The sequence below is a fragment of the Acinetobacter sp. YH12156 genome, from assembly GCF_013418235.1.
Classification (GTDB): Bacteria; Pseudomonadota; Gammaproteobacteria; order Pseudomonadales; family Moraxellaceae; genus Acinetobacter; species Acinetobacter pseudolwoffii.
This window is the reverse complement of the sequence record NZ_VPCL01000001.1, coordinates 367,176-379,317: the sequence shown is the minus strand read 5'-3', so window position 1 is coordinate 379,317 and position 12,142 is coordinate 367,176. Positions and strand designations below refer to the sequence as shown.

The following is a 12,142-nucleotide window of genomic DNA, read 5'->3' as shown; positions in this document are numbered from 1 at the left end:
TTATCTGAATTATTCACGTTGAAAACCGAGGATTTTGATCGAATTAAGTAAACTTGATCATTTGAAAATTAAATCATCAAATTTACTGGCTAAGTCTGGCTCAACAGCCGCAAGATCACGAAATCAAATATTTGAAGTAGTTATAACTTGGATTATTTTCCACAAATACATAATTCTGTTTTTGATAGAAGCTGGCAGCCAGTCGGGTATCTGTTTGCAGACATAAGGCCGAATAATGCGGAGCTGCCAACTGTTCCAGATAAGCCAGAAGCTGTTTACCGACCCCATGCAGCCGATATTTTGGATGGACATAAAAACGGCGCACACGACCAATCCGCTCTTCAATGCCATTATCGCCCCATTGCTGGTTTAGGCCACCACAGGCAATCAGTTTTTTGCCATCATGCGCGACCAGTAAATGTTCATTGGCTTGAGCAAAGCAGTTTTTACCGGTGCGATATTCTTCAATTAACTTATCCAACACATCTAAGCCTTCTTTGCGCGCCAGCGTTGCGAGCGCTTCGACTTGGTCAGGAAGTTGTTCAACTTTTACAATTTTAATATCCATATACGCACACTATTTGAAATGATTGTGAAGAATGATCTTCGCAGAACGACTTTAAAGTATCATGTCGAACGCGATATATCCTTATAAATAAAATTTGATGCTTAAATCAATGCTACAGCAACGTAGTGCATAAAAATAAGTCAAATCTTAGACCAAAGATAGTCACTGAATAAAATACAGCATTTTTGGAAAATATTTGAAAATGATTCAGCAAACTACAGCAATCCCAAGCAATCGTGTAAACTTGGCACTTTCATTTTTAATGTGATATTTGAACATGGCAAATGTTGATCTTTTTGCAATTGGTAATGCGCTGATTGACCAAGAATTTAAAGTGTCTGACGACTTTTTAACTGCACATCACTTGCAAAAAGGCACCATGCAGCTGACAGATGGTGATACTCAGGCCAGACTTTATCAAAATCTTCAAGCGACTCAAGTTTATAAGGGTCAGGCTTCAGGCGGTTCAGCAGCCAACACTACCGTGGCATTTTCTGCACTTGGCGGTTCTGCATTTTATGGTTGCCGTGTTGGTAATGATGAACTGGGGCAAATCTATCTGAAAGGTTTAAATGATGCAGGCATTCAGACCACAATCCAGTCGATCAGCGAAGGTGTAACGGGAACTTGTATGGTTCTGGTGAGTCCTGATTCTGAACGTACCATGCATACTTATCTAGGTATTACTGCTGAACTCACGGATCAACAAATTGATTTTAGTGCGCTAAATACTGCGAAATGGCTATATATCGAAGGTTATTTATCGACTTCTGAAACAGCACGCCATGCCGTCAAACAGGCACGTGCAATTGCCCGCGCTAACGGAGTTAAAATTGCTTTAACTTTATCGGATCCTGCCATGGTGCAATATGCGCGTGCCGGTCTGGATGAAATGATTGCAGAAGGTGTCGACCTGTTGCTGTGTAACCAGCAAGAAGCCCTGATGTATACAGAGACCGATAATATTGACGCGGCTCTAGTTAAATTAAAAACACTCAGTCAACACGTTGTCATTACATTGTCAGCCGAGGGTGCACTTATTTCGGATCACGACAATACATTTAAAGTGCCTGGCCGCAAAGTTACTGCAGTAGATGCGAATGGTGCCGGTGATGCATTTGCCGGGGCTTTCCTGTATGCCTTGAATGCCAACCTAGGTCTTAAAACTGCGGCTGAACTGGCGATTTTAATTTCCAGTCAGGTGGTTTCGCAATTTGGCCCACGTTTAGCGATTGAAGACTATGCGGCATTATTACAAGACTTTCAGAAGGAATGTGCTTAATGTTTAAAATTTGTATGACCGAAGATGTTCCAGAGCGTGAAGCACGCTCTTTTGAACTGGACAATGGGGATATTATTTTTATTACCCAGCGCGATGGAGCTTTTTATGCCTATCAAAACCTGTGTCCGCATTTGCAAGTCGAGCTGGAATTTCTGGAAAACCAGTTTTTGGATCGTGATCAGGAATTTATTGAATGTTCAACGCATGGTGCACTATTTTTGGTAGAAAGCGGTGAATGTATTTCCGGGCCTTGCCAAGGTCAGTCACTTGAAAAAGTAGAAATTACCGTGCATTCTGATGGTGGAATTTACCTCACAGAATAAGACCTAAAACGGACTTCACCATGCCTGCATTTTTTCTAGACTATAATCTGATGCCTTTTCATCTCAGTTTATTGGCGATTATTTTATTCGGCGTGGTGAAAACCATTGGTTTCTATTTTGGACTCAGATCCAGCAAATTTTTGCAAAAAATTTCACCTTATAATTTTCAACAATTAGACCTGTTGAATGTCAAATTCTCCAAAACCCTAATTGTATTTTTCTTTCTGATGAATTTCAGCTTTGCTGGCTATGTTTTACAATTCCTGATCTATTCTCAGGAGTTTGAGTTTCTGCCCGCTTATTATCTGATTATTCCAGCTTTAATTATTGCCACTTTTTTTACGATTTTCATGATTCATTGCCTGGATCAGGTCATTCCACCCAAATATAAAAAGAATAATGTCAATTTGCTCGGCCGTCTGGCAACGATTTCAAGTGGCAATGCCCGCCCTGGATTTTCTGCTCAAGCGCGGGTTCGAGATGAATATGGGCAACTGCATTATGTACAGGTAGAGCCAGAGTTTGGTGAACTGGGTTTTCAATCGCAAATTATTTTAATTCGTACCCGAAAATCTCATTATATTGCCAAAAAAATCTGTGACTCTAACCAGCTGTTTAGCCTGAACCTAGATTAGCGATTTTAAAGTCTGCATAGCATTAAAAAAATCCCGACTCAAATCGGGATTTTTTAATGATGGAATTTATTTTTTGAGAAGCCCTGAGACCATATTCAAGACATTTTGAATATCATTATTGGCTTCCTGCTTACTGGTCTGTTCACCCTGTGGCGTAAGTGAGTCAATAATCTGCGGCAAAACTTGTGAAATTGCACTATACACATCCTGTTTAGGCGCATGAGTTTGCTGTGCAACTTCTTCAATTTCCTGATCATCAAACAGATTTTGTACCTGCTGCGGATCAACATTGGCATTTTCACCCGGGCCAGTCGACACCCAGTCATCAACCTGACTATTCAACCCCTGTCCTTTAAGCTTATCCAATGCACCCTGTAAACCACCCTGTTTTTGAATCCAGGTCAGTACCAGAGGTAGCACCGCAATCAATAAGGTTTTGCCAGTCGAACCTCCTCCCAATCCTGAACGGGATTGAGCAGTACTTTGACGATTTGCCCCACCTAACTGACTGAGAACTGAACCTAAAATTGCACCTAAACCATTTTGTCGGGTCTGCTGGCCGGCTTGATTCTGCTGATTCTGACTGTGTTGACTCTGATCTTGTTGAGTCTGAGATTTATTCAAATGACCCAATACCGATCCCAGGATATCTGCCAGACCACCCTGCTGTGAAGATCGCTTTTGAGACTGCCCGCCACCCAATGCCTGCTTGGCCAATATTTCCACGATATTACTCAGATTCGTCATGCTCTATATCCTGTATGCATCATAGTTACAGAATACGGTCTGTCCTCATATTGTCTAGGCAGGATTGTGTTAATATTTGCAATTAAGCAGGCATAGGCTTACCAGCGAAATTTATCCCAGTTTTCCGGATTGGCCCAGAACTTGGAATTAAACCAGTCGGGCACATGCTTATAGGTTAAAATATTAAACTGCCACAGCGCAAAATCCGCCCCGTGCGTGGTCTTGTCAATCAGCTGGGTAAATCCCAAAGCTCTCAATAGTTTTTCATCTTGCAGCCGACTGATCACCACCAGACGTTTAGCAAATAAATCACGCAATTTCACCAAAATTCGACTCATGATCTGTTCAGACAAATGTTCGGTTTCTATCGTATCCAGCATTACCACAGCCAGGTCATAACGTTGCTGAAAAGGCAGATTTAAAAAGCCAGATACGCTAAAATAGTGCCATTGAATAGATGGCTGAAACTGGACTTGCCTTAAGTCCTGCCCAATACAAATAGCAGTATGAATTGGCTGTTCCTGTGCGAAATCGTCTAGCATTGAAGTAATGACATTCTGCTCAGCCATAACTGCATCCTTATGATTTAAGTGAGTAATCTTTATGGAACTTCAGGGCATTTGCCATAAAATGCATGTCGGCCTCAAAGACCTTAGTGTAACTGATCAACAGATACAGCGGGCAAATGTTGAGTATAAATTAATTCTGGATCGTGCAGAAATCGATCTTCCGTTTAATTTAGGCCAAGACATCGAGATTGAATGGACAGGGAAAATTTATTGCGTATCTTGTGGCAATAAAACCTCAAAATCTTTCTCGCAAGGTCACTGTTTTAAATGTTTTAAGACCAATGCTTCATGTGATATGTGCATCATGAAGCCAGAAACCTGTCATTATCATTTAGGCACTTGCCGCGAAGATGAATTTGCCCAGAATGTCTGCTTTCAACCGCATATTGTCTATCTGGCCAATTCCAGTGCATTGAAGGTCGGGATTACCCGTACCAGCCAAATGCCGACCCGCTGGCTGGATCAGGGCGCAACCCAAGCCCTGCCGATTATGAAAGTTGGCTCACGTCGCCTCTCTGGCAAACTGGAAGTCATGTTTGGTACGCAGGTCGCAGACAAAACAGATTGGCGCAAGCTGCTCAAAGGTGAAGCAGAACCACTGAATCTGATTGAAGTCCGTGAACAGCTGTTAGAAGAATTTGCACCTAAAATTCAAAGCATTCGTGAAGAATTTAATCAGAATCTTGAGTTTAATGAAAATATTGAAGTGCTTGAGCAGGAATTGGCACGTGAGTTTATTTATCCGGTCGAGCAATATCCAGAAAAGATTAAATCACATAATCTGGATAAAACTCCGGTGATTCGTGGCAAATTACAGGGTATTAAAGGTCAGTATTTAATTCTGGATACCGGTGTAATCAATATGCGTAAATATACCGGTTATGAACTGATTATTCGTGCTTAAACCCTCATTTGGCTAGAGCATAAAAAACCAGCCCGCAGGCTGGTTTTTTTATTTAAGAGCGTCTTATTTGATTTTTGCCTGAGATTTTAGGTAGCGCGTATAGTCATCAAATTCTTGCTGACCACGAAGTTGCTGATACAACTTCACCAACTCACTACGTTGCTCTGCACTCAATACATCCACCGGGTTTTTCTTTACTTCTGATACCGCAACCACGACCAGCTCATTTGGCATTTTCGCTGTGGTCACTGACCAATGGCCTGCTTTTGGTGTCGGAAGACTAAAAGCGGCACGTTGTACATCACGTTTTAGCAAACCTTCAGCACGGGTATACACGCCAGCATCTTCAAAAATCAAAGCACCTTTGGCGACTGATGCAGCAGGTTTGGTTTTGAACTCATCCAGAGCTTTCTGAATTTTTGCTTTTGCCAAAGCAGCGGCTTTGTCTTCAATCAATTGAGCCTGAACACGCGGTTTCGCTTCTGCCAGTGTTTGTTCACCAGCTGCATGATAGTCACGCACCTTGATCCAGGCCACATCACCATTGGCCAACTGAATGCTTGATGAAGCATTACGATCACCATTTTTGACATCATCATTAAACAGTTTGACTTTAAGGTTGGCATCGCTCAACACTGGGTCACGGGTTGAAAGTTTTACTCCTTGGGCTTTCTGAACCTGCACGCCTTTCACTTCTTGTGTAACAACCTCCAGAGAATCACTTCCCACCACCATATCATTCAAGCTATTCACCGTATCGGAGAATGCATTGGATTTTTTAGCAGCCAAAACCTCTTCAGATAAACGTGCTTTTTGTGACTCAAAAGATGGCACAGCCACATCAGGTGATTGCACAGAAATAATATGATAGCCATAATCTGTTTTCACAGGAGCAGAGACCTGACCTGATTTTAAAGAGCTAACAGCCTGGTCAAATGTGCTACCAAATACGCCAGTTTCATAGACTGCAATTGCTCCGCCTTTAGACTTGGATTCAGGATCTTCAGAATATTGTGCTGCAGCCTGTGCAAAAGTGTTACCGGCTTTAATTTTCGCTGCCACTTCTGCAGCCAGTTTTTGTGCTTCAGCATCACTACGACTGTCCGCCGTAATCAAAATATGCTTCACCTCTGGTTTAACTGCCTGTTTTTGTGTCGCAACAAAGGCTGTATACGCTTCCTGAAGTTCAGCATCTGTCACTGCCAAACCCTGTGCTTGAATATCACTTGGCTTCAACACCACATAGTCTACATCGACACTGGTCGGCTGTGTAAACGATCCCTTGTGCTGTTCATAATAGGCAGCGACTTCAGCATCGCTGACTTTGACATCTTGTTTATAACTGTCCAGATTAATACTGGAAATATGAATATGACGCTGTTCAGTCTGTAAATCGGCAATTTGCTGCATTTCGACCGGACTCACCAGTGGATAGTCCAAGAATGTCGAAGACAGCATTTTCAGCGCATGATCTTTACGCAAACTTTCGACTAAAGCACGATTGGTCATGCCAATTGATTTAAGATAGTTCTCATATAAAGCATCAGAGAACTTCCCATCTTGCTGGAAAGTCGGCTGCTGGGCAATCATCTGTACAATTTGCTGGTCACTCAGGCTGATGCCTAATTCTTCTGCCTGTTGTAGCAATAAGGTACGTGAAACCAAAGTATCCATGGCTTTCTGGTCAATGAAGCTTTGATTCAGCAAGGTTTCATCGCCATTGGCATAACTGAGATATTGTTCTTTAAATGATTTCGTCAGTGACTCTAATTCTTTTTGAGATATTTCAGTTCCGTTCACGGATTTTGCCGCATCAGAGCTCCCGCCGCTAAAATATCCTTCAATACCTACAAGCGCTAACGGGGTCAAAAACAGAACGAGTAAAACTTTACCCAACCAACCCTTAATAACTTTACGAAAAGCTTCCATAAGTATTCCAATATTTTATTTGCAAAGGATTTTAACCGAAAATACCCATTGAATGAATGTGTTAATCATCACAATTTATTTTATCAATAAAAAACGCGCCAAAGAAGGCGCGTTTCATCGCTGGGTAAGCTTAAGCTACAGCGTCTTTTAAGCCTTTACCCGCTTTGAAGCTAGGCACTTTGCTTGCTTTGATCTCAAGAGTAGCGCCAGTCTGTGGGTTACGGCCAGTACGTGCAGCACGTTCTTTTACACCGAAAGTACCAAAACCGACCAAAGTAACTGTATCACCCGCTTTTAAAGCTTCAGTAACAGAAGCAATTGTAGCATCTAAAGCTTTACCTGCGTCAGCCTTAGATAATCCCCCTTTCTCTGCAATTGCATCAATTAATTCTGATTTATTCATGAAGATTACGTCCTCTTAATATCGTTTATTTAAGGTTCAAGAATTTGTTTAACATGCCATAACGCCTTTATAGCAATGCTTTAGGTATAAACGCAATACTTAAGAACCTCTTTTTTTTCAAAAAATATGCGAAAAAAACATTGAATAATAAATAAAGTCATTTTATTTGTGTTTTTTTCGACAATTCTTCCTGCATTTTTTCTTGTTCCGCAGTCAACTGATCAACCTTGGCATGTAACTGAAGGATTAAACGTTCCAAATGTTGTACATCCTTGAGTGTGACTAATCCTATACGATTCAATGAGTGATGAACAGAGTTGTCGATCAGCTTTTCTACTTTATCTTTGGTCTCTGTGACCGACTCTTTGGCCTTTTCTGAGACCTTTTCTACAGTTTGATCTGCAATATCTGCAGTTTTAGACTCCAGTTCTTCTCCAACCTTGACCAGTGAGTCAAACAGTTTATTGCCTTCTTCTTCGGCACGTGAAAATGCTCCCAGTCCAGCCAGCCAGATCTGTTTGGTATATTTACGAAAATCAAGAGCCGATTTGCGCTCCGAGGCAGATTTGGACTTGGCTTTCATTGTTTTCTGGTTTAAAGCTTCAGCTGAGTCTTGTGCTGTTTTTGACTTGTCCATGTGCACGGCTCCTGTTTATTTTCTGCGCAATTATTATAAATTATTCTACAAAATCACTGCATAATAGCAAATTTAGTACTTGATAGATTTGCTAAACTGTTCTACAAAGCAATTTATTTCAAGTCTAATTTGATTTAACCCTGAAATCTCTTCACAGGCAGGAAGCTTTTTCACTTTATATTTCAGGTAAGGATTGGTTGTATATGAGCGAATCGCAACAAAGTCAAAATCAACCGCATTTGTTGCTTACGATGACGTTAATTGTTTTAGAAACAATATTTACCTTCATTCTCAAGCATGATCGTGTCGTTGCATTACAAGCCAAGAAGTTTGTAGATGAAAATATCTCGATTAAAATCAATAGCTATATTCCATATTTCGACTTTTATGTGCAATTCACCACAAATGGTCTTTTATTTGACCATAAAGCACCGGGTCGCATTGTAGATCTGGATGTGCGTACCACACTTCCCGATCTGATCAAAATTTTTATTTTTGGCAATCGTCGTAGCATTCGTAGTATGCGCATTGATGGTCATCAGGTTTTGAAAGACGAATTTCGTGATTTATTAACCGTATTCAGCTTGCCAAAAGTATTAGCCGACTGGAAACACTGGCTGTCTGAAACACCCACTGATGAAACGGAAATTATTGCGTCCAAAAAGCGTATAGCACCACTCTTAAAGAAAATTGAAGAGCAGCGTTCCAAGATCAATACCTTGCAGGTAGAAGTCAAACAGTATAAAAACCGCCTGAAACGGATCGAACGCCGTCAAAAGCGCATTAATATTGTTTTTGGCCTGAGTAGCATACTTTTGATTACGTTATTAGTGTATAATTGGCTCAGTATCTAAATCTTTCATTATGAAAAAATTAAATCCCACTAAGGTCTACTAAAAATAACTTGACTAATTTAGTCGGGATTCTTAAAATCGACACATCTAGTCTAACCATGTGTATCGAATCATGCGCCTAACCACTCGCGGTCGCTACGCTGTGACTGCTCTACTTGATCTAGCTTTGCAGCCTTCTGAAAAAACGATTACGCTCGCCGAAATTGCGGCACGTCAAACTATTTCTGTTGCCTATCTTGAGCAGTTATTTGCGAAACTCAAGCGCCATGGCTTAGTTTCAAGTGTTCGTGGAGCAAATGGTGGATACCATTTAGCACGTAATGCAGATGAAATTACTGTGTTAGCAATTATCGAAGCTGTAAACGAAACAGTTGATGCGACTCGCTGTGACCATAAAGGCAACTGCCAGAATGGTGCGATGTGCTTGACTCATGATTTATGGCAGGAACTCTCCCACCACATTGCCGATTATTTAGCAAAAATCTCGCTTGCTGATCTGGTTGCACGTGACAATGTACAAACAGTGTCATTACGCCAAAATTCAGCACCCTTTGATTCAGCCCTTTTATCGGTTACAGGTATTTGACATGAAACGTCCGATTTATCTTGATTATGCAGCTACGACTCCGGTAGATCCTCAGGTTGCTGAACGTATGATGGAATGTTTAACATTCGAAGGTACCTTCGGTAATGCTGCATCTCGTTCACATGCTTATGGCTGGCAAGCAGAAGAAAAAGTTGAATATGCACGTGAACAGGTCGCTAATTTAATTAAAGCTGATCCACGTGAAATCGTATGGACTTCAGGTGCAACCGAATCAGACAACCTTGCGCTTAAAGGTGTGGCTCATTTCTATGCATCGAAAGGTAAACATATCATTACCTCTAAGATCGAACACAAGGCAATTTTAGATACGTGCCGTGAGTTAGAGTCTGAAGGTTTTGAGATTACCTATATTGAACCACAACCTCAAACCGGTTTAATTACTCCGGAAATGGTTCAAGCAGAAATTCGTCCAGATACGATTCTGGTTTCACTGATGATGGTGAACAACGAAATCGGTACGGTTACTGATGTTGCAGCGATTGGTGAAATCACTCGTGCCAACAAAATTTTCTTCCATGTCGATGCAGCACAAGCGGCAGGTAAAGTTGAAATTGATCTTTCAACTTTAAAAGTAGACCTGATGAGCTTCTCTGCGCACAAGATCTACGGCCCTAAAGGTATTGGTGCCCTGTTTGTACGTCGTAGCCCACGTGTACGCCTAAAAGCTGAAATGCATGGTGGCGGTCACGAGCGTGGCATGCGTTCAGGTACGCTTGCAACGCATCAAATCGTGGGTATGGGTGAAGCATTTGAACTTGCAGGTAAAAACCTGGAAGCTGAACAAACCCGCTTACGTGTACTTCGCGACAAGCTTTGGAATGGCGTACAAGACCTTGAACAGGTGTTCTTGAATGGTCATCCTACACAAAACGTAGCGAACTACTTGAATATCAGCTTCAACTTTGTTGAAGGTGAATCACTGATGATGGCCTTGAAAGATGCTGCGGTATCTTCAGGTTCAGCATGTACCTCTGCAACACTGGAACCCTCTTATGTACTTCGTGCATTGGGTCTTTCAGACGAGCTTGCACACAGTTCGATCCGCTTCAGCTTTGGTAAATACACCACTGAAGAAGATATCGACCATGTATTGAGTATCACTAAAGCTGCTGTTGAGAAGTTACGTGAACTTTCTCCGCTTTGGGATATGTTTAAAGAAGGTATCGACCTTTCTAAAGTTGAATGGGCTGAACATTAATCTTCATCCTGAGATAGTGACCGATCGGTTGCTATCTCATTGAGAAAAGTTTTTTAACCCCCATATTTAATAATACTAAGGCTGACCCCGAGGTTTGGAGAAGCAACATGGCTTATAGCGAAAAAGTAATTGATCATTACGAAAACCCTCGTAATGTTGGCGTTTTAGATAAAAATGCTGAAAACGTTGGTACCGGTATGGTTGGTGCACCCGCATGTGGTGACGTGATGCGTTTACAGATTCAAGTCAACGATGCAGGCGTGATTGAAGAAGCACGTTTTAAAACCTATGGTTGTGGTTCAGCAATCGCATCAAGTTCTTTGGTGACTGAATGGCTCAAAGGTAAAACTTTGGATCAAGCTCAAGCAATCAAGAATATCGATATTGCAACTGAACTGGCACTTCCACCAGTAAAAGTACACTGCTCTGTTCTTGCAGAAGATGCAATCAAAGCAGCTGTAGAAGACTACCGTAGCAAGAAAGTTAAAGCTTAATTGTTCCACGTTTTGAAATTTTAACGGAGTTTTCATGATCCATTTAACTGAAAATGCTGCAACTCATATCAGCAATTATTTAAAAAATCGCGGTAAGGGTGAAGGCATTCGCGTTGGTGTGAAAACTTCAGGCTGTTCTGGTCTGGCTTATGTACTCGAGTTTGTTGACGAAGTCGATACACATGACCAAGCATTTGAGCAGTTTGGGGTTAAAGTATTCATTGATCCGAAAAGTCTGGTTTATCTTGAAGGTATGGAGATGGACTATGTTAAAAACGGCTTGAACGAAGGCTTTGAATTTAACAACCCCAACAAAAAAGGCGAATGCGGTTGTGGTGAATCCTTCACTGTATAAACCCGGCAGTTATTCTCTTTTGACATTAAAACAGTGTGTTTCACACTGTTTTAATTGCATTTATACAGTTATTTTTGCACATTAATCGCGGACCCCATCTCCCATGAATCATTTTGAGCTGTTCAATCTTCCAGTAGCACTCGATATTGATTTGGCAACTTTAAAAACTGAATTTTTAAAGTTACAGCAACAATATCATCCCGATAAAGCTGAAGACAAAGATCAGGCCCTGATTAAATCAAGTGATATCAATCAGGCTTTTAAAGTTTTGTCAGCGGTCGATAGCCGTGCAGCGTATTTATTGTCCCTCAAGAAACAGGATTATCACTTAGATCAATCGATCAGTGATTTTGAATTCTTGCAGGACGCTCTGGAAATTCGTGAACAACTCGACGATGCCACCTCTGCTGAAGATTTAACTTCACTGAAAGTTGAAGTACAGCAATGGATTGACGGTCTGGTTCGTGAGTTTAAAATTGACTATACCGATGAAGACTGGGCTGAAGCACGCGATACAGTGCGTAAACTACGCTTCTTTGTTAAAGTCATGGCAGATATCGACAAGGCGGAAGACCGCTTCCTGGACGATGACAGCTTTGACCTTGATGATGATTTCTAATTTTTAATATTTAACGTG

The 12,142-nt window shown here is 41.3% G+C and carries 16 protein-coding genes; 10 read left to right on the top strand and 6 right to left on the bottom strand.

From position 1 onward, the window contains the following. Positions 1-115: 115 nt before the first annotated feature. Positions 116-568: a GNAT family N-acetyltransferase gene (locus FTU87_RS01940; protein ID WP_180096589.1), complete on the bottom strand. Its 453-nt coding sequence runs from the start codon at positions 566-568 to the stop codon at positions 116-118. Between the two features lie 277 nt (positions 569-845). On the opposite strand from FTU87_RS01940, the gene FTU87_RS01935 reads away from it, so the two are divergent. The 3 genes from FTU87_RS01935 to FTU87_RS01925 are packed head-to-tail and all read left to right on the top strand — an operon-like array spanning position 846 to position 2,808. After that, the gene (locus tag FTU87_RS01935; RefSeq protein ID WP_005171110.1) at positions 846-1,850 is read left to right on the top strand and encodes an adenosine kinase; all 1,005 of its coding nucleotides are present in this window, start codon (positions 846-848) and stop codon (positions 1,848-1,850) included. A gap of 14 nt (positions 1,851-1,864) precedes the next feature. Then, on the top strand, positions 1,865-2,173 hold the full coding sequence (locus FTU87_RS01930) for a Rieske (2Fe-2S) protein (protein ID WP_171063348.1): 309 nt from the start codon (positions 1,865-1,867) through the stop codon (positions 2,171-2,173). Between the two features lie 20 nt (positions 2,174-2,193). Then, positions 2,194-2,808, top strand: coding sequence for an OB-fold-containig protein (locus FTU87_RS01925; RefSeq protein ID WP_005096777.1), 615 nt, complete (start codon positions 2,194-2,196; stop codon positions 2,806-2,808). 66 nt (positions 2,809-2,874) lie between these two features. Here FTU87_RS01925 and FTU87_RS01920 read toward each other — a convergent pair whose 3' ends face one another. Next, a complete protein-coding gene (locus tag FTU87_RS01920) occupies positions 2,875-3,555 on the bottom strand; it encodes a YidB family protein (RefSeq protein ID WP_180085318.1) in 681 nt (226 codons plus the stop codon). A 98-nt stretch (positions 3,556-3,653) separates the two neighbouring features. Then, positions 3,654-4,124, bottom strand: a complete 471-nt coding sequence (locus FTU87_RS01915) for a DUF6231 family protein (protein WP_005096775.1) — start codon at positions 4,122-4,124, stop codon at positions 3,654-3,656. A gap of 34 nt (positions 4,125-4,158) precedes the next feature. Between FTU87_RS01915 and FTU87_RS01910 the strand changes: the two genes are divergently transcribed. Then, entirely contained in the window at positions 4,159-5,028 is an 870-nt protein-coding gene (locus tag FTU87_RS01910; RefSeq protein WP_005096774.1) for a DUF2797 domain-containing protein, read from the top strand. A gap of 63 nt (positions 5,029-5,091) precedes the next feature. Here the strand turns inward: FTU87_RS01910 and FTU87_RS01905 are convergent, their stop codons facing one another. The 3 genes from FTU87_RS01905 to FTU87_RS01895 form a co-directional block, all read right to left on the bottom strand. Beyond that, positions 5,092-6,957, bottom strand: coding sequence for a SurA N-terminal domain-containing protein (locus FTU87_RS01905; protein WP_180096588.1), 1,866 nt, complete (start codon positions 6,955-6,957; stop codon positions 5,092-5,094). A 130-nt stretch (positions 6,958-7,087) separates the two neighbouring features. Then, positions 7,088-7,360 carry an HU family DNA-binding protein gene (locus FTU87_RS01900; protein WP_004786051.1) on the bottom strand — a complete coding sequence of 91 codons (273 nt, stop codon included), beginning with the start codon at positions 7,358-7,360 and terminating at the stop codon, positions 7,088-7,090. 157 nt (positions 7,361-7,517) lie between these two features. After that, entirely contained in the window at positions 7,518-7,997 is a 480-nt protein-coding gene (locus tag FTU87_RS01895) for a phasin family protein (RefSeq protein WP_005096772.1), read from the bottom strand. A gap of 203 nt (positions 7,998-8,200) precedes the next feature. On the opposite strand from FTU87_RS01895, the gene FTU87_RS01890 reads away from it, so the two are divergent. The 6 genes from FTU87_RS01890 to hscB all read left to right on the top strand — a co-directional run bounded on the left by FTU87_RS01890 (position 8,201) and on the right by hscB (position 12,124). Next, positions 8,201-8,851: a hypothetical protein gene (locus FTU87_RS01890; RefSeq protein ID WP_005171121.1), complete on the top strand. Its 651-nt coding sequence runs from the start codon at positions 8,201-8,203 to the stop codon at positions 8,849-8,851. Positions 8,852-8,963: 112 nt separating this feature from the next. Next, positions 8,964-9,437: an Rrf2 family transcriptional regulator gene (locus tag FTU87_RS01885; RefSeq protein WP_005096769.1), complete on the top strand. Its 474-nt coding sequence runs from the start codon at positions 8,964-8,966 to the stop codon at positions 9,435-9,437. Position 9,438: 1 nt separating this feature from the next. Next, complete coding sequence (locus FTU87_RS01880) at positions 9,439-10,656, top strand: IscS subfamily cysteine desulfurase (RefSeq protein ID WP_005171123.1); 1,218 nt, start codon at positions 9,439-9,441, stop codon at positions 10,654-10,656. A gap of 107 nt (positions 10,657-10,763) precedes the next feature. Beyond that, positions 10,764-11,150: a Fe-S cluster assembly scaffold IscU gene (gene iscU / locus FTU87_RS01875; protein ID WP_005096767.1), complete on the top strand. Its 387-nt coding sequence runs from the start codon at positions 10,764-10,766 to the stop codon at positions 11,148-11,150. Positions 11,151-11,184: 34 nt separating this feature from the next. Beyond that, on the top strand, positions 11,185-11,505 hold the full coding sequence (gene iscA, locus FTU87_RS01870) for an iron-sulfur cluster assembly protein IscA (protein ID WP_005096766.1): 321 nt from the start codon (positions 11,185-11,187) through the stop codon (positions 11,503-11,505). Between the two features lie 103 nt (positions 11,506-11,608). Next, entirely contained in the window at positions 11,609-12,124 is a 516-nt protein-coding gene (gene hscB / locus FTU87_RS01865; RefSeq protein WP_005096765.1) for a Fe-S protein assembly co-chaperone HscB, read from the top strand. The last annotated feature ends 18 nt before the right edge of the window (positions 12,125-12,142 follow it).